The sequence below is a fragment of the Candidatus Amarobacter glycogenicus genome, from assembly GCF_016704105.1.
Lineage (GTDB): Bacteria > Chloroflexota > Dehalococcoidia > Tepidiformales > Tepidiformaceae > Amarobacter > Amarobacter glycogenicus.
The window spans coordinates 54,559-76,144 of the sequence record NZ_JADJAT010000021.1 but is presented as its reverse complement, the minus strand read 5'-3'; the positions used below and the strand labels follow the sequence as shown (position 1 = coordinate 76,144).

The 21,586-nt window shown below is 65.7% G+C and carries 29 protein-coding genes and 1 riboswitch; of the genes, 14 read left to right on the top strand and 15 right to left on the bottom strand.

The window, feature by feature from the left end:
• Window positions 1-5: 5 nt before the first annotated feature.
• Window positions 6-653: a histidine phosphatase family protein gene (locus IPG14_RS17190; protein WP_343385744.1), complete on the bottom strand. Its 648-nt coding sequence runs from the start codon at window positions 651-653 to the stop codon at window positions 6-8.
• Window positions 654-824: 171 nt separating this feature from the next.
• Here IPG14_RS17190 and IPG14_RS17185 point away from each other — a divergent pair, with 171 nt between their 5' ends.
• From IPG14_RS17185 to IPG14_RS17170, 4 genes are all read left to right on the top strand, one after another.
• On the top strand, window positions 825-1,256 hold the full coding sequence (locus IPG14_RS17185; RefSeq protein ID WP_343385745.1) for a hypothetical protein: 432 nt from the start codon (window positions 825-827) through the stop codon (window positions 1,254-1,256).
• Window positions 1,257-1,363: 107 nt separating this feature from the next.
• Window positions 1,364-1,804 carry a M67 family metallopeptidase gene (locus tag IPG14_RS17180; protein ID WP_343385746.1) on the top strand — a complete coding sequence of 147 codons (441 nt, stop codon included), beginning with the start codon at window positions 1,364-1,366 and terminating at the stop codon, window positions 1,802-1,804.
• A gap of 68 nt (window positions 1,805-1,872) precedes the next feature.
• Window positions 1,873-3,204, top strand: a complete 1,332-nt coding sequence (folP, locus tag IPG14_RS17175) for a dihydropteroate synthase (RefSeq protein WP_343392639.1) — start codon at window positions 1,873-1,875, stop codon at window positions 3,202-3,204.
• A 104-nt stretch (window positions 3,205-3,308) separates the two neighbouring features.
• On the top strand, window positions 3,309-4,271 hold the full coding sequence (locus IPG14_RS17170) for a DUF4349 domain-containing protein (protein WP_343389649.1): 963 nt from the start codon (window positions 3,309-3,311) through the stop codon (window positions 4,269-4,271).
• Window positions 4,272-4,339: 68 nt separating this feature from the next.
• Here the strand turns inward: IPG14_RS17170 and IPG14_RS17165 are convergent, their stop codons facing one another.
• Window positions 4,340-5,203, bottom strand: a complete 864-nt coding sequence (locus tag IPG14_RS17165) for a DUF4397 domain-containing protein (protein WP_343385749.1) — start codon at window positions 5,201-5,203, stop codon at window positions 4,340-4,342.
• A 102-nt stretch (window positions 5,204-5,305) separates the two neighbouring features.
• Here IPG14_RS17165 and IPG14_RS17160 point away from each other — a divergent pair, with 102 nt between their 5' ends.
• From IPG14_RS17160 to pheA, 7 genes are all read left to right on the top strand, one after another.
• A complete protein-coding gene (locus IPG14_RS17160; protein ID WP_343389647.1) occupies window positions 5,306-5,875 on the top strand; it encodes an RNA polymerase sigma factor in 570 nt (189 codons plus the stop codon).
• A complete protein-coding gene (locus IPG14_RS17155; RefSeq protein WP_343385751.1) occupies window positions 5,872-6,579 on the top strand; it encodes an anti-sigma factor in 708 nt (235 codons plus the stop codon). The genes IPG14_RS17160 and IPG14_RS17155 overlap by 4 nt, the downstream gene beginning before the upstream one ends.
• A gap of 79 nt (window positions 6,580-6,658) precedes the next feature.
• On the top strand, window positions 6,659-6,826 hold the full coding sequence (locus tag IPG14_RS17150) for a hypothetical protein (protein WP_343385752.1): 168 nt from the start codon (window positions 6,659-6,661) through the stop codon (window positions 6,824-6,826).
• Window positions 6,827-6,893: 67 nt separating this feature from the next.
• Complete coding sequence (locus tag IPG14_RS17145) at window positions 6,894-7,346, top strand: universal stress protein (RefSeq protein WP_343389645.1); 453 nt, start codon at window positions 6,894-6,896, stop codon at window positions 7,344-7,346.
• A gap of 13 nt (window positions 7,347-7,359) precedes the next feature.
• Window positions 7,360-7,773 (top strand): TrkA family potassium uptake protein, encoded by a 414-nt coding sequence (locus tag IPG14_RS17140; protein ID WP_343392638.1) that lies wholly within the window; start codon window positions 7,360-7,362, stop codon window positions 7,771-7,773.
• Between the two features lie 2 nt (window positions 7,774-7,775).
• Window positions 7,776-8,450, top strand: a complete 675-nt coding sequence (locus IPG14_RS17135; RefSeq protein WP_343385755.1) for a TrkA family potassium uptake protein — start codon at window positions 7,776-7,778, stop codon at window positions 8,448-8,450.
• On the top strand, window positions 8,447-9,262 hold the full coding sequence (pheA, locus tag IPG14_RS17130) for a prephenate dehydratase (protein WP_343385756.1): 816 nt from the start codon (window positions 8,447-8,449) through the stop codon (window positions 9,260-9,262). Before IPG14_RS17135 ends, pheA begins: the two co-directional genes overlap by 4 nt.
• Window positions 9,263-9,274: 12 nt before the next feature.
• On the opposite strand, the gene IPG14_RS17125 is transcribed toward pheA, so the two are convergent.
• The 4 genes from IPG14_RS17125 to IPG14_RS17110 all read right to left on the bottom strand — a co-directional run bounded on the left by IPG14_RS17125 (window position 9,275) and on the right by IPG14_RS17110 (window position 11,974).
• A complete protein-coding gene (locus IPG14_RS17125) occupies window positions 9,275-9,721 on the bottom strand; it encodes a hypothetical protein (protein WP_343392637.1) in 447 nt (148 codons plus the stop codon).
• A complete protein-coding gene (locus IPG14_RS17120; protein ID WP_343392636.1) occupies window positions 9,718-11,334 on the bottom strand; it encodes a signal peptidase I in 1,617 nt (538 codons plus the stop codon). Before IPG14_RS17120 ends, IPG14_RS17125 begins: the two co-directional genes overlap by 4 nt.
• A gap of 70 nt (window positions 11,335-11,404) precedes the next feature.
• Window positions 11,405-11,803 carry a hypothetical protein gene (locus tag IPG14_RS17115; protein ID WP_343385759.1) on the bottom strand — a complete coding sequence of 133 codons (399 nt, stop codon included), beginning with the start codon at window positions 11,801-11,803 and terminating at the stop codon, window positions 11,405-11,407.
• A gap of 21 nt (window positions 11,804-11,824) precedes the next feature.
• Window positions 11,825-11,974, bottom strand: coding sequence for a hypothetical protein (locus IPG14_RS17110; RefSeq protein WP_343392635.1), 150 nt, complete (start codon window positions 11,972-11,974; stop codon window positions 11,825-11,827).
• Between the two features lie 289 nt (window positions 11,975-12,263).
• On the opposite strand from IPG14_RS17110, the gene IPG14_RS17105 reads away from it, so the two are divergent.
• From IPG14_RS17105 to IPG14_RS17095, 3 genes are all read left to right on the top strand, one after another.
• The gene (locus tag IPG14_RS17105; protein WP_343392634.1) at window positions 12,264-12,575 is read left to right on the top strand and encodes an XdhC family protein; all 312 of its coding nucleotides are present in this window, start codon (window positions 12,264-12,266) and stop codon (window positions 12,573-12,575) included.
• A 167-nt stretch (window positions 12,576-12,742) separates the two neighbouring features.
• Window positions 12,743-13,015: a twin-arginine translocase TatA/TatE family subunit gene (gene tatA / locus IPG14_RS17100; protein WP_343385762.1), complete on the top strand. Its 273-nt coding sequence runs from the start codon at window positions 12,743-12,745 to the stop codon at window positions 13,013-13,015.
• A gap of 131 nt (window positions 13,016-13,146) precedes the next feature.
• Entirely contained in the window at window positions 13,147-13,548 is a 402-nt protein-coding gene (locus IPG14_RS17095) for a hypothetical protein (protein WP_343392633.1), read from the top strand.
• 97 nt (window positions 13,549-13,645) lie between these two features.
• On the opposite strand, the gene IPG14_RS17090 is transcribed toward IPG14_RS17095, so the two are convergent.
• The 9 genes from IPG14_RS17090 to IPG14_RS17050 form a co-directional block, all read right to left on the bottom strand.
• Complete coding sequence (locus IPG14_RS17090; protein WP_343392632.1) at window positions 13,646-13,921, bottom strand: ubiquitin-like small modifier protein 1; 276 nt, start codon at window positions 13,919-13,921, stop codon at window positions 13,646-13,648.
• 38 nt (window positions 13,922-13,959) lie between these two features.
• Window positions 13,960-14,202, bottom strand: coding sequence for an NIL domain-containing protein (locus IPG14_RS17085; RefSeq protein WP_343385765.1), 243 nt, complete (start codon window positions 14,200-14,202; stop codon window positions 13,960-13,962).
• Between the two features lies 1 nt (window position 14,203).
• Window positions 14,204-15,448, bottom strand: coding sequence for a threonine synthase (thrC, locus tag IPG14_RS17080; RefSeq protein WP_343385766.1), 1,245 nt, complete (start codon window positions 15,446-15,448; stop codon window positions 14,204-14,206).
• A 198-nt stretch (window positions 15,449-15,646) separates the two neighbouring features.
• Window positions 15,647-15,755, bottom strand: a riboswitch (SAM riboswitch).
• Window positions 15,756-15,865: 110 nt separating this feature from the next.
• Window positions 15,866-16,483 (bottom strand): hypothetical protein, encoded by a 618-nt coding sequence (locus IPG14_RS17075; RefSeq protein ID WP_343392631.1) that lies wholly within the window; start codon window positions 16,481-16,483, stop codon window positions 15,866-15,868.
• Window positions 16,484-16,629: 146 nt separating this feature from the next.
• On the bottom strand, window positions 16,630-17,547 hold the full coding sequence (locus IPG14_RS17070; protein WP_343392630.1) for a calcium-binding protein: 918 nt from the start codon (window positions 17,545-17,547) through the stop codon (window positions 16,630-16,632).
• Between the two features lie 26 nt (window positions 17,548-17,573).
• Window positions 17,574-18,164: a signal peptidase I gene (locus IPG14_RS17065; protein ID WP_343392629.1), complete on the bottom strand. Its 591-nt coding sequence runs from the start codon at window positions 18,162-18,164 to the stop codon at window positions 17,574-17,576.
• Window positions 18,165-18,236: 72 nt separating this feature from the next.
• A complete protein-coding gene (locus IPG14_RS17060) occupies window positions 18,237-18,746 on the bottom strand; it encodes a hypothetical protein (protein WP_343392628.1) in 510 nt (169 codons plus the stop codon).
• Window positions 18,747-19,420: 674 nt separating this feature from the next.
• Window positions 19,421-20,791: a hypothetical protein gene (locus IPG14_RS17055; RefSeq protein WP_343392627.1), complete on the bottom strand. Its 1,371-nt coding sequence runs from the start codon at window positions 20,789-20,791 to the stop codon at window positions 19,421-19,423.
• A complete protein-coding gene (locus tag IPG14_RS17050) occupies window positions 20,791-21,579 on the bottom strand; it encodes an enoyl-CoA hydratase-related protein (RefSeq protein ID WP_343385772.1) in 789 nt (262 codons plus the stop codon). The genes IPG14_RS17055 and IPG14_RS17050 overlap by 1 nt, the downstream gene beginning before the upstream one ends.
• Between the last annotated feature and the right edge of the window lie 7 nt (window positions 21,580-21,586).

The following is a 21,586-nucleotide window of genomic DNA, read 5'->3' as shown; positions in this document are numbered from 1 at the left end:
CCCGGCTACGACGAACCGCGGTCGCCGGCGAGCGCTGCGTCCCCGTCCAGGTGCGAATGGTCGTTGAAGCCCGCGAGCGTCATCCGGCCGCGTTTCGAGAAGATCAGCCGCGTGATCGAAGTGTTGGTGACCGCGAACGACCAGCTGCTTTCGTTGGGGACGTTCAACAGCTCCGCGATCATCGCCATGATGGCGTTCCCGTGCGAAACCACGAGGAGCGTGCTCTCGGGGTGGGCTTCAACGGTGCGGCGCAGTGCCGCCGCCGTCCGCGCCCGGACCTGCTCCACCGATTCGCCCCCGGGCGCCGGCACCTTGCAGCGGAAGAACTCGCGCAGGAGGTCCGGGTCGCGCGCGCCAATCTCGCCGCCTTTGAGCGACTCCCACTCGCCGTAGTGCATCTCGCGCAGGCCCGGGTCCAGCACGGGTTCGATCGGCTCAGCATGGTGTTCGAGGGCATAGAGTGCGGTGCGGTGCGCGCGAGAGAGGTCCGAAGAGTACGCCGCGTCGAATCGCTGGCCGCGCAGCCGGCGCCCCAGGGCCTGTGCCTGCTCGACGCCTTTCGGCGTCAATTCTGTCTCCGAATGGCCGCAGAAGCGGCCCTCAATGTTGCCGAAAGTCTCGGCGTGGCGGACAAGGAAGACGGTGGTGGGCATAGGCGCCAGTGTAAAGGACACGCCGGTTGTCTATTCGTGAAGGGCCTTTTTACGAAGGTTTTACAGCGCGGTGGCAACTCGCCCGACTGCGCAAGCGTTTCTGTTGGTGCATGTATATGTCACGGTTGCTAGGGTAGTGAGACTGCGCCGCAGTGTTGCGCGGGAGGAAAAATGAGCTGGATTCATCGGAAAGCACTTGCGGTCGTCGTCGCGGGCGCCGCGATCGCAACGATCCTCGGGGCCACGCTGGGTATCGCCGTGGCAAAACACACGAGCACCGTCGGCGGTGTCTGCTCCGGCGGCTCGCCGGGCTGCAACATCCACTACGTGGGCGCCATCAAGTCCGGCAGCGTCAGCCCGGACCAGTTCACCAAGTGCATCCCGCCCGCCAACTGGCAGGCAATCTACATCTGGGACGGCCCCAACCAGCGCTGGCAGCACTTCTTCAACACTGCCAACGGCGTCCCGACCTACGTCAACTCCACTTCCGCCGGCGGTATCTCCGCGATTCCCGGCTTCTCCGGAGTCGTCCTCATCATGACGCCCGGCGCACCCACACAGGAAGTCACCCTGCTCGACTTGAACAACGAGTCCTGTAACTAACAACCCAATCCGGGATCACTTTCGAGAACCCCTCGCCGCCCGCGAGGGGTTCTCGCGTTCCCGGCTGGCCCGTTACTCGAGCCCGGCCGATCCGGCACAATGAGATCATGACCACTGCGGAGGCCGGGATGACGGTTGCCATACGCCTGAAGCGCGAGCACATCGATGCGATGGTGGCGCACGCCCTCGAGGACGCACCCATCGAGTGCTGCGGCCTGCTGGCTGCGAAAGATGGCGTCGTTGCCGCCGTCCGCAGGGCGAAGAACAAGGAAGCAAGCCCCTACCGCTTCAGCATCGACCCCCTCGAAACCCGCAAACACGAACAGGCGATCGATGACGCCGGCATGGAGCTCGTCGGCTTCTACCATTCCCACACCGGCAGCCACGCGGTGCCTAGCCCAACCGACATCCGGATGATGGGCCCGTTCTTTGGCCCGCCATTCGTCCACTTCGTCATTGGTGTCGCCGATCGCGAAAAGCCCGAGGTACGCGTCTGGCACATCGACGGCAGCGAGCGAGTCGAGCGCACATTCCAGGTCGTCGACTAATGGCCCCCAGGCGCTCCTCTGGTTTGCCCACGGCGCCGGCGAAGCGGCCGCGCTTCGAGTCCTGACGCGTGTCCTCCCGGGACGCCGCGCCATCTCTCGAGCTACGCGGCCGTGAGTTCCGCTGGGGCTCGCGCACCTTCATCATGGGCATCCTCAACGCGACGCCGGACTCGTTCAGCGGCGACGGCCTCGCCGGGGACCTGGATGCGGCCGTCGCTCTCGCAAGACGCATGGAGGCCGATGGCGCCGATTGGCTCGATATCGGGGGCGAATCCTCCCGCCCCAGCGCCCAAGAACTCGAACCGGCCGAAGAGGCGCGACGGGTCGTGCCCGTCATCGAGGCGGTGCGCGCCGCAACGCAGCTCCCAATCTCGGTCGATACCTGCAACGCCGCCGTCGCGCGGGCTGGTATCCGGGCCGGGGCCGACGCCATCAACGACATCTGGGGCCTGCGCGGGGACGCGGACATGGCGCGGGCCGCACGGGAGACCGGCGCCGTCGTCATCGCCATGCACAATCAGCGCGGGCGCGGCTTTCGCGACGTCGTGGGCGACATCCGGGCCGGCTTCCTGGCGACGCTGGCGATCTGCGCACGAGAAGGCATCCCCCGGGAGCGCATCATCCTCGACCCCGGTTTCGGATTCGGCTGGACGCCGGGACAGAACCTGGAGATGCTTCGCCGCCTTGCTGAACTCCGGAGTCCCGGATTGCCGCTCCTCGTCGGGACCTCACGCAAGTCGACCATCGGCCACGTCCTCGGGGGAGCACCGGTCGATCAACGGCTCGAAGGCACGGCGGCGACGGTCGCCCTCTCCATCGCGAACGGCGCCGATATCGTCCGCGTCCACGACGTAGCTGAGATGGTGAGCGTTGCACGCATGAGCGACGCTATCGTGGGCCGGGGGCCGATGGTCCCGCCGGCCGTCTCAGCCCTCGTCGCGCTCGGCTCGAACCTCGGCGACAGACTGGGCAACCTGCGGGCCGCCGTCCGCATGCTCGCCGAACGGGGCACCGAGGTCACTGCGAAGTCATCCGTCTGGGAGTCCAGTCCCGTCCCGGAAGACCAGCCCTCCTATCTGAACGCGGTCATCCGCGTCGAAACGCGCCTCGGGCCGGCGGAACTCCTCGCCCGCCTCAAGGAGATCGAACGCGCCCTCGGGCGCCGCCCCGGGCGCCGTTGGGGTCCGCGACCGGCCGATCTCGACATCCTGTTCTACGGTCGGGAGGCCGTGAACCTGCCCGAACTGCAGGTCCCGCACCCGCGCATCCTCGAACGCGGTTTCGTACTGGCGCCGCTCGCGGAAGTACTCACCGGCGAACTGCCGCTCCTCGGGATGACGGCAACGGAGGCACTGGCAGCCGTGGGCGTCGCGGGCCTCAGCCGCTGTTCCAACCTGTAGACCCGCCGAATCGAGTACCGAACCTTTACCTTCCCCGGGAACCAGCGGGCGGCCGCGGGCGTTCTGTCGGCATGGACGGCATTGGCTGTCCCTGGAGGTGGGAAATGAAGATCAGATGGATGGTTGCAGGCGCCCTCGCGGCCGGCCTCGTGCTGGCGGGATGCGGCGGCGACGACGACAGCGACGGGCCGTTCGTGGCAGGCGACTCAGTCGCGACAAACGAACGGGATGCCGCCAGTGCGAACAAGTACAGCTCGACGGCCGACAGCGTTCCCGGCGCGCCCAGCACCGGTGGAGTCGCACTCGAAAGCCCGAAGTCGACGGGCACCGGCGATGAACCTCTCCCGTCGGTCACCGACCGGAAGATCATCTTCACCGCAAGCCTTTCCGTGAACTCCGAAGACGTCGGCCGTTCCTTCGGCGATGCGACCGCGCTCGCGCGGAGCAACGGAGGGTACGTGGAGAAGTCTCAGTACGCGAACGACGCGGGCGACAATGAGAAGCGGTCCGCCAGCCTGACAATCCGCGTACCCGTCCAGAACTACGACTCGCTCGTCGCCAGCCTCAGGACGATGGCCGGCGTCACGGTCGACACTGAGGGTTCGAATTCCAATGAAGTCACCGAACAGTACACCGACCTGCAGAGCCGGATGCGCAACCTGCAGCGGACCGAGGAGCAATACCTCCTCCTGTTGAACCAGGCTAAGAGCATCCAGGAGATCCTGACTGTCCAGGATCGATTGAGCACCGTCCGCAGCCAGATCGAACAGATCCAGGGCCGCCTCAACGTCCTCGACGCGCTCACCGATTTCGCGACCGTGAACCTGACCGTGGCTCCCGTCATCGCCAAAGTCGAGGAGCCCAAGAGCCAGGGATGGCAGCTCAGCGAAGTCTTCGCTGAAAGCTGGGAGGCCTCGCTCGAAGTCGTCAGGTACGTCGCGGCCGGGGCGATCGTGGTCCTGGTCGCCGGGGTCTGGCTGGTCATTCCGGTGGCACTCGCCATCTTCGGCGCGCGGCGATTCCACAGGAAGAGTCCTCCGGCCGTCACGCCGCTTGCCGAAGCCTGACCCGCAGGAAACGGCGATGCCGGGGCTGGCCATCGGCCAACCCCGGCATCCGTAGGAGACCGTTGGGACTACCGGGAGCGGCGAGCCGCGAAGACCGTCCCGCCGGCGGCGGCGACCGCCATCAGCAGGCCGCCAAGGAGCACGGCGATCGGGGCCATGGAGCCACTATCGACCGCGGCAATCGTGTCACCGGTCGAAGGAGCGCCCGGGGCGGCCGGCGCCGGCGCATCGACCAGCGGGACCACCTTGAGCGAGCCGTTTCCGGCCAGGCCAACCGCAACCGCGGTGTACACGGTGCGGGCATCGAGCTTGAGGTTCGGGATGGTCAGGACCGTCGCACCGGACGCGTTGACCTTCACATCAAGGCTATAGGTACCGGCATCGACCGGGGTGTAGGGGCCGAAGTTGCGGTAGGCAACGCCGGTGAAGACGTTCGTGTTGGTTCCGGCGACGGCAACGTTCACAGGCGGTGCATCCGGAGAGGCATGGATGAGGCGGATGTGGGCCTTGCCTGCGGCCGGCGTGGCGTTGTTGTCCTCGAGCACATAGAGCCCGAGCGTACTCTTGGCGAGCTCGCCCACGGCGAGGACGGTGTAGTCCTTGCCGGCGCCGATTTCGAGATTGGCCTCGAGGACGGCCGCGCCGCTACCATTTGAGGGCGAAGCGAACACCTTCACATTGTGGCCGCCAGCGGGCAGCGATACGTATGGGGTGTTGTTCGGAAATGCGAGTGCGGTGACAGCCTTGGCGCCATCAACAAAGATGTCGACTGCCGGTGCGTCGGGCGAAGCGTGCATGACGCGGACGCGGCCGGTATCCGCTGCCGCGGCTTCGCGTGGGCTGAGGCTAATGATGCCCGCGAGGGCGGCTGTCGCCGCCGTTGCCGCCAACAGAAGGCCCCTTCCCCGGGTGAACGTTGCGCTGAGAGACATTGGACTGACCTCCGAAGAGCTTGATGATTTCCCACCATCGCGGCGGGTTTCGTGCCATATACGGAAACCTCGACAATTTTCGATCACAATGTGGACAAAATTTTGACAACACCCGTGGTACCGACGCCTTTCCAGCGCTTCCGGGCTGGCGATCCCTCCGCATTCGACCACTTCGTCGCGGAGTACACGGGCCCTGCCTACGCGACTGCCCTGCAGGTGCTGAAGGTCCCGGCGAGAGCTGAAGAAGCCGTCCAGGATGCCTTTGTGCGGCTCTGGCAACGGGCTGGACAGTTCGATCCTGCCCGCGGCCACGAACGCAGCTGGGTGCTCGCTATCGCCCGTAACTCCGCCATCGATGCGCTCCGTAAGCAAGGCCGAACCTTCGAACGATCGATTGACGACGCTCCCTCCGTATATGCATTGCGCGACCCCGACGACGTCTGGCAACAGGTCCTCGAAGGGCTCACGAGCATCGACGTCCGGGCAGCGCTCCAGCAGCTCCCCGCGGAGCAGCAGGACATCGTGTTGCAGGTGTACTACGAAGGGAAGCGCCCGGTGGAAGTGGCACGGGAACTCGGGATCGCGGAGGGGACGGTGCGCAGCCGCCTCCGGCTCGCGCTGGCCAAACTCCGCGAAGCACTCGGCCCGGTCCGCGAGGATCTGCAATCATGAAGCACGAAGCCGCACAGGACCTGCTCGCCGACTTCGCGCTGGGGCTCCTCGATGGCCAGGACGAGGCTGCCGTCCAGGCCCACATCGAAGGTTGCGGTGACTGTCGGGGTGACCTCCAGCTCTTCCTCCAGGCGGGCGAAGCCCTCGCGTTCGCTCCGACCACCGTGGAACTGCCTGCCGGAACAGCGGGACGCATAGCTGCCGGCGTGAGGGTGCGTCTCGATCCGCCACACCCCCAGACCCTCCGTTCGAATGTCATCATCGGGCCGTGGCGGAACCTCGCCCTCGGGGCCGCCGCCGCAGTCTTCCTGCTCGCCGTCGGGCTGACGGCGGTGACTATGGCCTGGCTGGATGCCCGCGACGAGGCCGACCGTCTCGAGGGACAACTGGCCGCCCGCGCGATCGAACTCCCGCTCAGCGGAGACAGCGCGACCGGGACAATCTATGTCGCGGCGGACTTCACGAGCGGCGTCGCACGCTTCACCGGCCTCGGAAAGGCGCCTGCCCAACACCACTACCAGGTCTGGAGTGAAGGCCCCGGTGGTGCAACATCGGCGGCGGACTTCACGGGCTCCGAAGGAGAACTCCTCGTCCGGCTGCCCGAGCTGCCCAGGGACATGACGCGAATGTTCGTCACCATCGAACCCGATGGTGCAACGGGCAAAACACCGTCCGGCCCAGAAGTTCTCTCGACGCCCCATTAACAACGACTGTTTGGCCCTTGGGGGCGGGCGGTCGTAGCATGGTGGCACGAGTCGCCCGCTCTGGCGCCCCGGGAAGCAGATGCGCACCGCGAACTACGTTTTCTCCGTCATTTCGATTGTCCTCGGGTTCGCGCTGATCTTCTTCGTGCTCACGCAGACCACGAACTGGAACATCGGCTTCGCCATCGGCATCGTCCTCGTCCTGAATGGGGCCATCCGGCTCTGGTTCGCGCAGGACGATCATTGATGCGGGTCTGCCGGCCCTCCCAGCCTTTCATCCCGAACCGGCCCGCCGCGGAGGTTGACTGACCCCCATGGCCACGCCGCGCGTCATCCTCGTCCCCATCGTCGCCAACCAGGCCAGCCTCGATGCGGTCACCGTCGCTGCCACCGTCGCGAAACCGCGCAAAGGGCGCGTCTACGTCGTCCACATCATCGAGGTGACCCGCTCGCTCCCGCTAAATGCGGAGCTCGATGCCGAGGCGCGGCGTGGCGAACAGCTCATCCGCCAGGCCGAAGAAGTCGCCGCCGCGGCCGGCTACCCGGTCTCGGGCACGCTCCTCCAGGCGCGCGAGGCCGGCCAGGCCATCCTCGACGAAGCAGTTGATAACGCAGTCGATACCATCATCATGGGTGTTGAATCCTCCGGGAACACCGGGACGGTCCACCTGGGCCGCACCGTCGAACACGTCCTTATGAACGCCACCTGCGCGGTCTGGGTGGTGCGGCAATCGATGATCCCCCAAGCGGATCATCACCACGAATGAACTGGCGGCTGGCATGAACGTCATCGTCATGGGGTGCGGGCGCCTCGGCTCCCGCATCGCCGGGATCCTCGATTCTGAAGGCCACTCGGTCACCGTCCTCGATGTGAACGAGAGCGCGTTCCGGCGCTTGCCCGAAGGCTTCCACGGAAAGCGCGCCGTGGGCAACGGCATGGATGCGCACACCCTCGAAAAGCACGGCATCCAATCGGCGGACGCCTTCCTCGCCGTTACCCAGGGCGACAACCGCAACTACTTCGCAAGCCAGATGGCCCGCGAGGTCTACGGCGTCAAGCGCGTCCTCTGCCGTATCTATGACCCGGTCCGGGAGGATATCTTCCGCGACCTCGGCCTCGAAACCTTCAGCCCGACGAGCTTCGGAGCGCAGATCATGGTCGACATGCTGCGCAAGGAACCCGGGAGGAAATAGCCATGTACATCCTGATCGCCGGCGGCGGCAAAGTCGGTTTCCACCTCGCGGAAGAACTGCTTCGGGAACACCACGAAGTGCTCGTCATCGAGCGCGAATCGGCGCGCGCCGCCCAGGTGCGCGAAGAGCTCGGCGGCAATGTCATGGTCGGCGACAGCTGCGAGGCCACCACCCTCGACGCCGCCGGCGTTTCCCGCGCCGACCTCGTCGCGGCGGTCACCGGCGACGACGAGGACAACCTCGTCATCTGCGACATCGCCCACTACCGCGGCGTGGGGCGCACGATCGCCCGCATCAACAACCCGAAAAACGAGTTGCTGTTCTCCAAGCGCGGGATCGAAACCACGATTTCCGCCACCCAGGCCGTGCTCGCCCAGATCGAACAGGAGCTGCCCACGCAGCAGATGATCCCGCTCCTCCAGCTTCACAGCGGCCTCGAGCTCGTCGAAATCAAGCTCCCCGAGACCTCGCCTGTCGCCGGCCGTTCGGTGCGCGAAGTGCTCCTGCCGGCCGAGTCGCTCATTTCCCTCATCGTCGACCCGGGCGGGGTGCCGCGCATGCCCAGCGGTGATACCCGCCTGAGCGCCGGCGACGCGCTCGTCATCGTCAGCCGGAAAGAAAGCCTCGGCATCCTCAAGGAACAACTCATCGGCTCGACGCACGGGCTGGACACGTGAAACTCGCCTTCCTCGGCCCCGCGGGCACGTTCGGCGAAGAGGCGGCGATGCGCTTCGCCCCGGGGGCCGAGTTCCTGCCGTTCCCATCCCACCCGGCCGTGGCCGCGGCGGTGGAATCGGGTATGGCCGACATGGGCGTCGTCGCCATCGAGAACCTCATCAACGGTTCCGTGCCCGAGACGCTCGATATCCTCATCCATGAAACGACCCTCCACATCCAGGCCGAGATCATCCTCCCCGTCGTCCTCAACCTGGTGGTGAAGCCGGGCACAGGCGCCGGCGAGGTCCGGGTCATCTACTCCCACGCCGTCGCCCTGGGCCAGTGCCGGAAGTTCGTGGAACGCTGCTTCCCGAAGGCTCAGCTCGAAGCCGCACTCTCGACAACTGAAGCGGTGGACCTTGCCCTCGCCCGCGATGGCGACGCCGGCGCGATCGCCACCGCGCGGGCGGCCCAGCTGCGCGGGGGCGAACTCCTCGCACAGGGCATCCAGGACAGCGAGTCGAACGTCACCCGTTTCGTGGTCCTCGGGCGGGGCGAGCCCGCTCCCACCGGCCACGATCGGACGTCGATCGCGTTTACGTTTTCCGCGGACCACCCCGGCGCCCTCGCCAGCGTGCTCGATGAGTTCGCGAAGGCCGGCATCAACTGCACCAAGATCGAAAGCCGCCCAACCAAGGCGACGTTCGGCGAATACGTCTTCCTCATCGATTTCGAAGGCCACCAGGCCGATCCGCCCGTGAAAGCCGTGCTCGACCGGGTCCGGCCGCTTTGTGGCGTCCTCAAGGTCTTCGGCAGTTACCCGCGCGCATAGCGGGGACAAGCCTCACGGGTAATACGTCTCGCAGCTTGTGGGCCAGTTGAGGAAGCCCGCGCCATAACAGGTGTCGTTGCCTCCGCCCCCGTTCAGGAAGTCAATGAACCCCGGGCCGCTAATGAGGACATCATTCCCACCCTGGCCGTTGAGCGTGTCGCTCCCCGCCCCGGCGACGATGCAGTCGTCCCCACCGCCGCCGGAAAGCGTTTCGCTCGAGGACGACCCGAGGATCAGCGCGTTCCCGCCGCCGCCGCCGCCGCCGCCAACCTGGATCCGGGTCAATCCCATCCCTGCGCACTGAGGGGGCGCGATCTGGCTGATGAGCAGCGCCGTGTCGGTCAGGCCCGCATTGGTCGGCGGAACCGTGTTCGTCGCCGCGGCCGCGTTGAAGATGCTCACCGCGACGAGGGCGACGAGGCTGCCGGCCGCCAGCCGTGGCAACCTCCGCGCGCTCATGCCACCCGCCTCGTGATCTTCGGTTCAGTCGAATGTTCGTCGGCGGTCCCCTCCGCCTCAAAGCGGTAAGTCACCTCGAGGTCGTTGACGAAGAACGCGTGGTAGCCCGGCCGCGCTTCCTGGAGGACAACCGCCCCGAGCCGGGCCGCGATCCTGCCGAGGTCATCGAGGCTCGCGACATCGATGACGCGCGTCGAGCCGGGCGTGGGTACGCTGCCGCGCACGTTCACCAGCGGTGTCCGGAGCTTCCGGCCGGGGCCAAGGCTGCTTTCTGACGGAGAACGGCCCTGGTTGACGGCGGCCACCGTGAGCAGCCCCGCCGCAGCGAGCAGCAGTCCCAGGCCGGCCACCGAGATGGCCCTCGCCGCCGAAACCGGCAACGAGATCATCAGCAGCTTGATCGTCATGCTCTTCGTTTCGAGCGTGTTCACCATGCCATCGAGGCGCGGGTTCAACGGGTCCTTCTCGTCCGAACGTGGGTCCATCTTCAGCTGCAGCTTGTCCAGGTCCATCGCCAGCTCGGGCTTGAACGTGTCGTCGAACGGTGTCCCGCCGACCGCACCGCCGACGGTGACCTCCGGCCGGATCGTCACGGAGTACTTCTCGTTCTTCACACCCGACTGTTCTTCCAGGATGGAAATCAGCGTTTGCGCCTCGGCCAGGTCGAGCGTGCCTTCGGCCGTGAACTTCTTGCCTTCGAAGGCGGTCTCGGGGGTCAACTCCATCGTCCGCCGCCAGCCGTTCTGGTCGCCGAGCTCAGCGACCATGCGGTAGCTGCCTGCCGCCGAGAGCGTCTTCTGCGAGCCGAGCAGGTACTCGAACCGGAATGCCACCTGGTCGCTCAAACGCCGGTAAACCGGCTCGCCCGAAGTTGCCAGGCCGGTGTCGTACACGCGCCCATCCGCGGGGACGGCGCTATAGGCGAACGTCCCGGACTGCGAGTACGGGATGTTCGCCGGCACGTCGTGGTGGGTTGGCCGGTTGAATGCGACCCAACCGAGGCCGATCAGCGCTACGCCTGCCGCCGCAAGGACGGAGACGGTGTCTTGCCAGTTGCGAAGCATCTGGTTCATGGGTTGTCCCCCCGTGTTCTCTGCCCCTGTCGGAGCATGATTCGCGAGCCGCCCCGCGCGGCCTGTCTTTCCCGCCTGCTTCTTCGCCGCTGCACCGCCCAGGCCGATGAAGGCCACGAAGAGCAACCCGAACATGTAGACAGGGTGGCGGAAGCGGGCCAGCCAGCTTCCAAACCCGGGTACGTGGACCCAGAGCTCGCCGATGAGTTCGTCCTGGGCCGGATGGTAGGGGTCAATGAAGTCGTTGTGGTCACCCTGGAACACATAGCGGGCCCCATCGCGTCCGATGATGCGATGGATGACCGGCCCGATCTGCGGATGCTGGTAGGTGACGACATCGCCGGTCTCGTAGCGGTCGGCCTCTCGCACAATGGCGAGGTCGCCGCGGTGCATCCCCGGCTCCATGCTGTTGCCGTTGATGATCACGTACGACGTTTGCCCGCCGAGTTGGGGCGGGGCGAACAGCACCCACGCCGTGAGCACTGCCACGAAAACGAGGGCCGACGAGAGCGAGGCGGTGAGCCTGCGCCTGGGTTTCATTGATATCCCCCACTGGTGGACTCGCGCCGGCGCCTGACCTCGCCGTGTGGCACGAATCCGCGTTCGTTGATTACTGAGCTGAAACGACTCGCAGGTTGCCGAGCGAGAGGACCGTGGTGCCCACCGGTGGCGTGCACGTCACGGCGCTAGAGCCGACGCCCGGGACGAACGCGCAGGCGCCCGCGGGCCAGTAGCTGACCGGAGTCGCTACGGACACTCGCACGGCGCCGCCGGCCGGGATGCCGGGAGCCACCGTGAAGGTGAGGGTCGAGATGTTCGAAGGGGTGGTCGTGTCCAGCCCGTAGTGCACGTTGGACACCGTGTAACCCGAGATGGCAGCCTCGCCGTCACCGGCAACCGAGGCTGGCACAGTGTTCGCAGCCGCGAAGCCGTACGTGAGCACGGACATGAGACCGAAGATGCCGAGGAGGATGAGTCGCCTGGGCGTGATGGTGATGGTCTGGTTCACAGCGTGACCTCTGGTGTGGTGTCAGCCGGCGGCGCAAGCGCCGCCGGCTGACTCGTTTGGCCTGGACTGGTTAAAGGTGTTGGTTGCCGCGAAGCCGAAGGCGGACATCGCGACGATGGCGAAGACGGCCACGGCCGCAAGGCGGCGGGGGCTCTTCATGCTCTTGATCATGAGATTCTCTCCTGTTTGGCGGGTCCTCCCCGCCCCTTGGTGGGTGTGAGCCCCATCACGGGGTCTCCACTCGGGAGTTCGGCCGGGGAGACATCGCGTGAAAGCCTCATGAACGGGAATTCGTCATATTGCGTTCCTGCAGATACCGCTTCCGCTATCAAGTTCCGGCCGAACCTGCCGATTTGGCATCCCCGGGGCATATCAGGGAAAACCCTGACGTCCTGTGAACCACCGTCGGGAAACGAGTTGCGGTTGCCAAACCGGCGAGAACCCGCAACGATCGATCCACATGCAGGATGAGATCTACCGGGAAATCCTCTCCGCGGTTGAGCGCGGCGAACCCGTCGTGCTGGCCACAGTCGCCCGCACCCGCGGCAGCACGCCACGCAAGACGGGCGCGAAGATGGTTGTCCGCAAAGACGGCACGTTCTTCGGCACCATCGGCGGCGGCTGCGGGGAAGCCGAAGTCTGGCAGGAGGCGATGGACGTCATCGCCGATGGCAAGCCCCGCATCGTCACTGTCGACCTCACCGAACCGCTCGACGGCGAAGACAAGATCTGCGGGGGCGTCATGGATGTCTTCGTGGAGCGGGTGGGCTAAGACTCCCGGCCAGTGCTCAGGCGGCGTTGGGAGCGGCGATGCGCCGGCGCCGGCAAGGGTTCGCGCGTAACCCGAACTTGACCTCGGTTACGTGGCGCGTTCGCGGGGGCGTCCTATCCTGTACCATGAAACACAGGTCCTTCCGAGAGGGACCGGGAGTACATCGTATGTTGGGACCGTTGGGTGGCCCGGAACTGGCGATCATCGCCGTCGTAATCATCCTGATTTTCGGAGTCGGGAAGTTCAGCAGCCTGGGCAAAGACCTCGGCTCTTCGATCAAGGAATTCCGCCGCGCCGTCAAAGACGACGACGCCGATGCGAGCAAGAACGTCCAGCAGGCGAGCGCGCCACCCCCGGCGCAGACGCAGTACACCCCGCCGGCCCCGCCCGCGGCACAGCCGCCTCAGCAGCCGGGAGACCAGAAGACCAACCTCTTCTAGATCCCACTCGATGCCAGGCCATGAAGCCCCCGGGAGACCGGGGGCTTTTCTATTTGTGCCCGATGGGTCATCCCGAAAGAACCCTTCGAGCCTGACGGTGCTGCAAGCCCACCACTAGGCTCCGCTCTACGATGGACTATGTCCTCATGGTGGCTATCGGCTGCATCGCGCTCGCAGGCGTTTTCGGGGGCATTTGGCTTGCCGGGGGACTCGATTGGAGCCGCGGAGCTTTCCTCTGGGCCGCGCTCCTGTCCCTCCTGCTGGCACCTTTGCTGGGCTTCATCGTCGGCAGGATCCTGCGCGCCTCGACGAACCGCCCGGACATGCCATGGGCCATCGTCTGGGGTGCGATCCTGGAACCAGCCCTCCTGTTGGCGTCCGTCTTTTTCGCGCTCGCCATCACGGGGTCGCGCAGGCCGCACCCTGGACACTTCTTCGGGAAGGCTCTTGCCGGCACCGCGTTGGCGTCGTTCCTGATGCTTCTGACGTGGTTTCCGGCCCTGGTAAGCTCATGGGCGATTGCGGGCAGGTGACGATGCCGGTGCGCACCTTCGGCCCATTTTGAGACCCAATGTTGTCGCTCTCGGGAGTGTTTGTGCTCCGCGCATCGCGAGTCGGCTCGCGCTTCTCCTAGCCTCCGGCCACCGCCGGCACGATGCTCACCTCGTCGCCATCCTTCAAGGGTGTGCCGAGGCCGTCGCTGAAGCGGACATCGTCGCCGTTCACGTAGATATTGACGAAGCGGCGCAGCTGGCCGCTCTCGTCGAGCACCCGCTCGCGCATCCCGGGGTACGAACCTTCCAGGTTGGCGACGAGCGATGCGATGTTCGCCCCTTCGCCAGAAACCTTCGAAAGGTTGCCAGTGAGCGATCGGAGCGGCTGTGGGATAAGGACAGTGACAGGCACGGGAATTCTCCAGTTCAGTTGTTCGGCGAATGCGAGGCTCAGCCCTCGATGACGTCTCCGCCCACGGGGTCGACGCGCACGCCCTTGCCCAGGGCCCACGCGATGCTGCGGTCGATCTCGGCCGGGTCGCCTTCGAGTTCGAGCAACACCCAGCCCGTGTTCTCATCGACATCGGCCATGCGGACGTTGGTGATCACCCGGAACTCGTGCCCCAGGTTGTAAATCAAGGGCTCCTTGATCAGGTTCTCCGGGAACGTGAACTTCACGCGCTTGAGCGACATTTCAGGCGACTCCCTGCGCCACCGGGGCGCGATACGCGGCTTCGAAACTCTCCATCGTCGCGTCGATCTCCAGCGGCGTCTCCAGGTGTCCGGCGACCGCTTCCGCCGTCTTGAACCCGGCACCGGTGATGAACGCGACCGTGAGCTCGTCGGGGTGGATTCTACCCTGAGCGGCAAGTTGCTTCAGCGACGCCACCGTCACGCCACCGGCCGTTTCGCCGAAGATCCCCTCGGTCTCCGCGAGCAGCTTCATCCCATCGATGATTTCCGGGTCGTCGACCATGCCGCAAGCGCCGTCCGTCTCCGCGAGCTGGACGAGGCTGTAGTAGCCATCCGCCGGGTTCCCGATGGCGAGCGACTTCGCGATGGTGTTCGGCCGCTGGGGCCGGAAGTTCGTCGTGCCTTCTTGCCAGGCCACCGCCACCGGCGAACATCCCGTCGCCTGGGCGCCGCTCATGCGCGGGCTGGGCTTGTCGATCAGGCCCGCCTTGTACAGCTCCTCGAACCCCTTGCGGATCTTCACGAAGAGCGAGCCGCTTGCGATCGGCACGACGCAATGGTCCGGGGCGCGCCAGCCGAGTTGTTCGGCCACTTCGAAACCAAGCGTCTTCGAGCCTTCCGCGTAGTACGAGCGCACGTTCACGTTCACGAAGCCCCAGTTGTAGGAGCCCGCGAGTTCGGCGCAAAGGCGGTTCACGGCGTCGTAGTTGCCGCGCACCTTCACCAGTGTCGGGTTGTAGATGCTCGAACCGAGGACCTTCCCGGCCTCCAGGTCGTGCGGGATGAAGACGACCGCCTCCATGCCCGCCGCGGCCGCATGGGCGCTCACGCTGTTCGCGAGGTTGCCGGTGCTTGCGCAGGCCAGCTTGTCGTATCCCAGCTCGCGCGCCCGGCTGGCAGCGACGGCGACGACCCGGTCCTTGAACGACCAGGTCGGGTTCACCGTGTCGTTCTTGATGTACAGGTTGTTCAGACCGAGGGCTTTGCCCAGGTTCTTCGCGCGCACCAGCGGCGTGAACCCGGCGCCGATATCGATGGCGTTCTCGGCATCGCAGGGCAGGAAGTCCTTGTAGCGCCAGAGGCTGGCGGGGCCGTTCCGGATGGTCTCTCGCGAAACGTTCTTGCGGATGCCGTCGTAGTCGTAGGTCACTTCGACCGGGCCGAAGCAGAAGTCGCACACGTGGCGCGCTTCCAGGGGGTATTCGCGATGACACTCGCGACAGCGAAGGTTGGTGGCGAAACTCATGCGTGGTCTCCGAAAGCGTCCATCCCTGGGGGAAGGACGGGCACTGGCCCGCGCGGAGCGATGCCGCGGCGGAATGGCGCAATGACGGGTTCGGGGAGGCCCTTCCGGGGAAGGGCTAACGCATGACCATACGGCCCAAAGAGGAAACCATCTGACACTCCTCGTCCGCGTGGGCCGTTCGAATTCGAGCGTTAGTCGCTCTCATCTTTCTCCCGGCGCGCCGGGAGTCCGGATTTGGCACCTTGTCTGATGAGACAGGTTGCCGGGGTTTCAAAGGGCCGGTCCCTCAACCCCATCTTGATAAGCGCGGCCACGTTCGCGGTGATTGAAGACATAGTAGCAGGGAACAGGAAAAAGGGAACGCAGGGGGGGGAGCCTTACGGCTCCCCGCGCTTCTGCTCTGCTGGCAGCTGGCCGCTAGTTGCTTGTCCAGTGATCGTTCTGGCCGAAGCCGGGCGTAGGCGTCTTGAACTGCAGCCCATGCACACCCCCGGCGGGGTCGTTCAGCACTTCCTGGATGATCGTGTACTGGCCCCACAGGTCACCGCCCGGGCCTACCCAGACGATCTTGTCGAACAACGTGAAGTGCGCATCCTGCGAAGTATCCGCGTCCAACGGGTCCGAGTCGTAGTCGCCGTTGATGTGGTTGGTCAACCAACCCAGGCTGATACCGCCAGCGACACCGTTGACGAGCCCCCGGTCGAGCTTCCCGTCGCCATTGCAATCGACGTTGGCGAGCCATGAGTCGCTCCACTTCATGCTTAGCGCGTCGTCGACAAAGTCGCCGGTATTGCCCCAGTACGTGCCGTCGAGCACGCGGTCCGAACTGTCGTACGTCCCGTTGAACATGTGTGCCTGGTAGTTGTATCCGAACTGGTCGTAGCCGGTGCGAATGACGTTCCCAACGGAGTCAGTGATCGTCCCGCCCTTGATGGTTGCACAGGCCTGGGCAGCGTCCACGCCCGTGGAAGCCGTTCCCAGGCCGACGAGTGCTGCCGCGAAAGCGACAGCTCCCAGCAATGATGCCCTGAACATGATGAATCCCACATCCTCGTAATTTCCCGAACCGCGTTCGGGTTGCGTATGGTTGCCGATCGGCGATTAATTCGTCAAGAGAGAATTAATTGGGCTCGCCGCGCCCGTTCACTTCGAGAAGATCGCAACCCCGCTGAATTCGTACTTCACCGGGCGGTCCCCCGGCTGGGTCGGCTTTGGCGTTGGTGTGGAGGTCGGCGTGGCCGTCGGCGTCTTCGTTGGGGTCGCGGTCGGCTTCGCCGGTGTCGTCGTCGCACCGGGCGTGACGGTCCCGGTGGCCGCCGAGGGCGTTTCCGTTGGGTCGGCACTGCCGCTGGACGTCTTCGCCCCGGCCGACGGAGTCGGCGACCCGCCCGATGCGGTTGTCGTCGTCCGGTGCCCGCCCTCGTCGCAGTCGCCGTCGTCGCCGTGGTCGCGCCACCAGCGCCGCCGGTCAGGCTGCCGGACTCCCGGTCGCCATCGCAGCACTCATCTTCATCGTCGTCTTCGTCGCCGTGGCCGGAGCCGCCGCCAGCACCGCCAACGAGGGCATCGCGGTGGTGACCATCGCAACCGCCGCCGGAATCCGGCTGCTCGCCATTGAACACCAGTTCGCAGTTCACGATCGTGTCCTGGCCTTCGCCGCCGATGCAGATATCGAAGCCTGGCCCGCCATCGAGCACGTCGTCGCCGTTGCCGCCGAAGAGCGTGTCGGACCCGTTCCCGCCGAGGATGACGTCCTTCGCGTTGAACCCCTTGAGCAGGTCGTTGCCGTCGCCGCCGTCGATGCAGTCCTTGCCGTTCGCCCCGGAAACGATGTCGTGCCCGCCGAGCGCCAGTGCCAGCTGCCCCTGGTTGCCGAGGAGGAGGAAGTCGGGCCCGGCCGTCCCGTTGACGGTGTTCGCGGGGGTGTAGGCGAGGCCGTTGGCGGTGCAGAGGGGCGGGGTGGGGTCGACTGGGACCCGGTAGGGACCGAATGCCGCAACCGCGGTGTCGGCCGGGGTTGCCATGAGCGCAGGCGGGCTCCAGATGCCCAGACTGATGGCAATCACCCCTAACAGCAGCAAGCCCGCGCGCTCAGGCATAGCCCAACCCCTCATCTCTCAAATCCTCAGGAAACCAGCGAAGTCCGTCGCCGCCGGCGAAGTTCCGCGGCAGCCTCAGTCAGCTCCCAAGCAACGTACGCCGCGATTGCTAACACCCCGAACGCGATGAGCGTCTCCCGTGAGAAGGAGGTGGCCGCCCAACTGAACGGGCGCGGCACTTCCAGGGATTGCCGACCGATGATCTGAGACTGCTGAACCACGTCACTGTCGTCGGCGGGATTGTTGTCGCCGCGGAAGACAAATTCCCTCGGCTGCCGCTGCGTCACTTCGCTCTCTACGGTGCCGTCTGGCTTCTTGATATTCGTAATAACGTCGTAACCGACCCACCGGCCCTCCGCAACGCGGTGGACGACCGGGACCCCATCCTTCACGTAAGCGACGACGTCGCCCTCTTCGATCTCCCACGGGTCGACTGCCCGTATCCCGACTACGTCACCGGGCGATAGACTCGGCTTCATGCTCGGCGAGTTGATTGTGTAGATCGAGATGCCCGCGAATTGCAGACCGAAGTAGATCGCCGCGGTCGTGCAAACGACGCCAAGCACCGCGAAGAATGCCATGTTCTGGGCGACCTTCCAAAGCTTATTGCCTGTCATCGAAACCTCCGCAGCATCACTGGACCAGTTCCGGAAGGGACGGCGTGCCGCCCCTTCCGGAACTGGAGACGGTTAGATGAGGTCCTGTTCGGCCGTTACCGTTACCGTGCCGTTGAACTGACACGAGTTGGTGATGTCCGCATGAGGGCCAAGCTTTATTTCGAATCCCGCCGAGACCGACGCCCCGCCACCCGCGATGTCTGTTGGACTCACTGGCGGGTTGAACTGCGCATCGAGACCTGGCACGACTCCCGGTGTGGGGGAGCAGCCGGCCTGGGCCACGGCAGTGACCTGCACGTCCGTCACAGTCACGCCGTAGGACGTGTTGTTCGTCACCGTAAGCGTGCCCGCGGAATGAAACACGCCGTCAGGGGCGATCGTGTACTGGGAGTACAGGGGGATGGAGATCGAAGCCGAGATATTCGGGACCTCAATGACGTAGTTACCGTTCCCATTGGGGCCGTAAGGGCCGGTCGCGCTGTTGGCGGTCGCGGTATCAGATGGAGTGGCGAAGGCGCCAGAAACCATGACCGCGCCGAAGGCGGCGAGGGCCGCGATCAGAAGCATGCGCTTCTTAAGCATGAGTTTGTTCCTCCAAGAAGAACGTGTGGGCCGCCAGCGGCAGGCGCCGCCACGGCAAAGGCGTTGTTGGGTGTGTTGAAAGCAGGGGAACGCTCTAGCGCTCTTGCCCGGATCGACGCTCCTTTCCGGGCCACAGGAAGAACATTTGTAGGAAAGCCGTATGAAGGGGCTTTCCCGTATGCGACGCAAACCTGGCGGATGCTAGGATTTGCGATCGCAAGGTGGGCTCGACGTTCTCCTTGCGACCCGCCCCGGGGTGGTTGCCGCCATTCCCGGGGCTCTCCTTTTGTCAGGGTTTTCCCGAATAACCTTCGGGAACGGCATAGTGGCCGAGCGGTTGCTAACGCGTCAACACCGGAAGAGACCGAAGTCACTTAGCAGTCACTAGAATCGTCAGCATATGTCGCGAAAATACACGGTGTTTGCGACAAAACCCTGTCGTTCATGAGAGATGAACAAACGGCTCGAATCTGCACTCAACGATAATGTTAGAGTTTTGTAAGAATCCGGCGGCCGCAGTGCGGTGTGCCGGGATTGCCCCGTGAAGCGGGCCAGTCATGGCCTGCGTAGTGGAATCACCGCCGGAGCCCGGCGCGAACCCCGGGGCGTGAACGAGACGCCGGGCCACTGCCGACACGAACGCGCCCTGCCGGACGCGCCTCGGAGGTTGCTTTCTACCCCTCCGGGACGAGGTCGAACGCGACGATGGCGTTTGCGAACACGCCGCCATCCACGGCGAGCGAGAGCAGCTCATCCAGGTACGCCAGGTCGAACGGGTTCTTCAGTTCGACGCCGATGGCGGCGGCGAGGAGGCTCGTGTAGGCCGTCGCCACGGTTTCCGCGGGGGTCGGCGCGTTGGGCAAGCCGCGGTACGCGTTCGCCACCAGTTCCGCGAACGACTTCGAGGCATTGTTCGTCAGCGGGAGCACGGCATCGACGCCGGGGCTGGGGAGAATGCCGATGGACTCCGGGTAGCGCTGCCCACTGTTGATCATCGCCACGGCATCGATGTTCAGTTCACGTGCCACCCGCGTCCGCGCCGCCGCCAGCTCCGGGTCGACGGCGAGGAGTTGCAGGTAGAGGAAGCCATCGAACGCGGTCGCCGCGATCTCCTCGGCGATGCCGTCCTCGGTGTCGCAGTGGACCGCTTCGTGGGCGAGGATCGGCATCAGGTACTCGAAGCGCTCGCCCTCGGCGAAGGGGTTCACCGAGATCACCCGCGCCCCTCGCGAGAACGTCACCCGGGCGACGAGCGCCTCGTTGCCCTCCGGGACCTCGAAAGCGACCTTCGCGACCGGGCGGCTCGTGCAGTTGTCCGAGGTCATCAGCGAGGTGATGGCCGGCTCCGCGAACGTCCCTGTCAGACCGGCGATGGCCGCCCGCAGCTTCGGCGAAGGCACGACCGCCGTCGGTATGCCGTCGAACACTGCCAGTGCCGCCCCAAGGGACTCGCTGCCGCCGCCGGGGCGGGCACGCATGTGCGCCTCGAGGAGCCCCCGCTGGACTGCGGCGTCGCGGTCGGCGTCGGTCACGGGTGCGGTCACCGGCGCGTCATAGAACACGTCGTTACCCACGACCAGCGCCTGCGAAGCGAGCACCACGCTGGCCTCGTCCAGGTCCGAGGCGATCTCCTGGGAGATAGTGCCGCTTGCCTTCCGGTCGAAAGCCTTCTTCTGCATGAGGAGGGTAGCGCCCTCGGGCACGAGGTCGTTCACGGTCAGCGTCACCAGGCGGCTGTTCGTCTCCGAACGCTCCGCCGTGCGCATGAGGATACGTTTCGTGCTGCCGTCAGCCTGGGGCGCTTTGATCTCGAACAGCGAGGGGAACGGCAGGTTCGTATCGGCCAGCTCCCAGTCGCGGTCGAACTTCACGATGATCGTCGAGGTCAGCTTCGCCTTGCCATCGACCACGTCGCGCTCGGCCACCACCGAAGCGATCTTCGGCGGCGAGAGATCCTCGCCTCCGGAGGAGCAGCCGGCGAGGGCCAGCGTGGCCGCCACCGCGCCGCCAACCCAGAGCCCGAGGCCGGCATTCCCGAGTCGCATCAGCGGCCCTTGAAGTCGGGCTTCCGCTTCTCGGCGAAGGCGCGCGGGCCCTCCTTCGCGTCTTCCGTCGCCATCAGGCGGGCGAGGAGCACGTCCTCGTAGGCGAGGCCGTGGTCCATGGGCATGTCGAGGCCGCGCTGGATGGCTTCCTTTGCCGTGCGGACGGCGAGCGGGCCGCGTTCGCAGATCGTGTTCGCGATCTGATGCGCTTTATCCATCAGCTCCGGCAGAGGGACGATGTGGGAGACGAGCCCGGCGCGGAACGCGGTCTCCGCGTCGATCTGGTCCGCGGTCAGGATCATGTAGTTCGCGAGCGCCTGGGGGATGGCGCGCGGGAGGCGCTGGGTGCCGCCCGCGCCCGGCATGATGGCCCAGCGGACTTCGGGCAGGCCGAAACGGGCCTCGGGCGTGCAGATGCGGATGTCGCAGGTGAGGGCGAGCTCCATGCCGCCCGCCAGGCAGTAGCCGTTGATCGCGGCGATGATCGGCTTGTAGATCGGCATCCGCTTGGTGAAGCCGCCGAATGGCACCGGCCGGCCGCCTTCGAACTGGTTCTCCCCGCGCGACGTCGCGACGAGGTCCATGCCAGTGGAGAACGACTTCGCGCCGGTGCCGGTGAGGATGCACACGCGCACGTTCGAATCGTCGCGGAAGTCTTCCCAGGCCCGGTACATCTCGCTCGAAGTCTGGGCGTTGACGGCGTTGAGCTGGGGCTCGCGGTTGATGGTGAGGACCGCGACGGGGCCCTCCTTTTTGTAGATGATGTTCTCGAAAGAAAGGTCTGCCATGCCCTCA

Excerpts from the sequence above, each read along its gene's own strand:
- IPG14_RS17190 (WP_343385744.1), bottom strand. The coding sequence starts at position 653 with ATGCCCACCACCGTCTTCCTTGTCCGCCACGCCGAGACTTTCGGCAAC.
- IPG14_RS17185 (WP_343385745.1), top strand. The coding sequence starts at position 825 with ATGAGCTGGATTCATCGGAAAGCACTTGCGGTCGTCGTCGCGGGCGCC.
- IPG14_RS17180 (WP_343385746.1), top strand. The coding sequence starts at position 1,364 with ATGACCACTGCGGAGGCCGGGATGACGGTTGCCATACGCCTGAAGCGC.
- IPG14_RS17170 (WP_343389649.1), top strand. The coding sequence starts at position 3,309 with ATGAAGATCAGATGGATGGTTGCAGGCGCCCTCGCGGCCGGCCTCGTG.
- IPG14_RS17165 (WP_343385749.1), bottom strand. The coding sequence starts at position 5,203 with ATGTCTCTCAGCGCAACGTTCACCCGGGGAAGGGGCCTTCTGTTGGCG.
- IPG14_RS17155 (WP_343385751.1), top strand. The coding sequence starts at position 5,872 with ATGAAGCACGAAGCCGCACAGGACCTGCTCGCCGACTTCGCGCTGGGG.
- IPG14_RS17150 (WP_343385752.1), top strand. The coding sequence starts at position 6,659 with ATGCGCACCGCGAACTACGTTTTCTCCGTCATTTCGATTGTCCTCGGG.
- IPG14_RS17145 (WP_343389645.1), top strand. The coding sequence starts at position 6,894 with ATGGCCACGCCGCGCGTCATCCTCGTCCCCATCGTCGCCAACCAGGCC.
- IPG14_RS17140 (WP_343392638.1), top strand. The coding sequence starts at position 7,360 with ATGAACGTCATCGTCATGGGGTGCGGGCGCCTCGGCTCCCGCATCGCC.
- IPG14_RS17135 (WP_343385755.1), top strand. The coding sequence starts at position 7,776 with ATGTACATCCTGATCGCCGGCGGCGGCAAAGTCGGTTTCCACCTCGCG.
- IPG14_RS17125 (WP_343392637.1), bottom strand. The coding sequence starts at position 9,721 with ATGAGCGCGCGGAGGTTGCCACGGCTGGCGGCCGGCAGCCTCGTCGCC.
- IPG14_RS17120 (WP_343392636.1), bottom strand. The coding sequence starts at position 11,334 with ATGAAACCCAGGCGCAGGCTCACCGCCTCGCTCTCGTCGGCCCTCGTT.
- IPG14_RS17110 (WP_343392635.1), bottom strand. The coding sequence starts at position 11,974 with ATGATCAAGAGCATGAAGAGCCCCCGCCGCCTTGCGGCCGTGGCCGTC.
- IPG14_RS17105 (WP_343392634.1), top strand. The coding sequence starts at position 12,264 with ATGCAGGATGAGATCTACCGGGAAATCCTCTCCGCGGTTGAGCGCGGC.
- tatA (WP_343385762.1), top strand. The coding sequence starts at position 12,743 with ATGTTGGGACCGTTGGGTGGCCCGGAACTGGCGATCATCGCCGTCGTA.
- IPG14_RS17095 (WP_343392633.1), top strand. The coding sequence starts at position 13,147 with ATGGACTATGTCCTCATGGTGGCTATCGGCTGCATCGCGCTCGCAGGC.
- IPG14_RS17085 (WP_343385765.1), bottom strand. The coding sequence starts at position 14,202 with ATGTCGCTCAAGCGCGTGAAGTTCACGTTCCCGGAGAACCTGATCAAG.
- thrC (WP_343385766.1), bottom strand. The coding sequence starts at position 15,448 with ATGAGTTTCGCCACCAACCTTCGCTGTCGCGAGTGTCATCGCGAATAC.
- IPG14_RS17075 (WP_343392631.1), bottom strand. The coding sequence starts at position 16,483 with ATGTTCAGGGCATCATTGCTGGGAGCTGTCGCTTTCGCGGCAGCACTC.
- IPG14_RS17070 (WP_343392630.1), bottom strand. The coding sequence starts at position 17,547 with ATGCCTGAGCGCGCGGGCTTGCTGCTGTTAGGGGTGATTGCCATCAGT.
- IPG14_RS17065 (WP_343392629.1), bottom strand. The coding sequence starts at position 18,164 with ATGACAGGCAATAAGCTTTGGAAGGTCGCCCAGAACATGGCATTCTTC.
- IPG14_RS17060 (WP_343392628.1), bottom strand. The coding sequence starts at position 18,746 with ATGCTTAAGAAGCGCATGCTTCTGATCGCGGCCCTCGCCGCCTTCGGC.
- IPG14_RS17055 (WP_343392627.1), bottom strand. The coding sequence starts at position 20,791 with ATGCGACTCGGGAATGCCGGCCTCGGGCTCTGGGTTGGCGGCGCGGTG.
- IPG14_RS17050 (WP_343385772.1), bottom strand. The coding sequence starts at position 21,579 with ATGGCAGACCTTTCTTTCGAGAACATCATCTACAAAAAGGAGGGCCCC.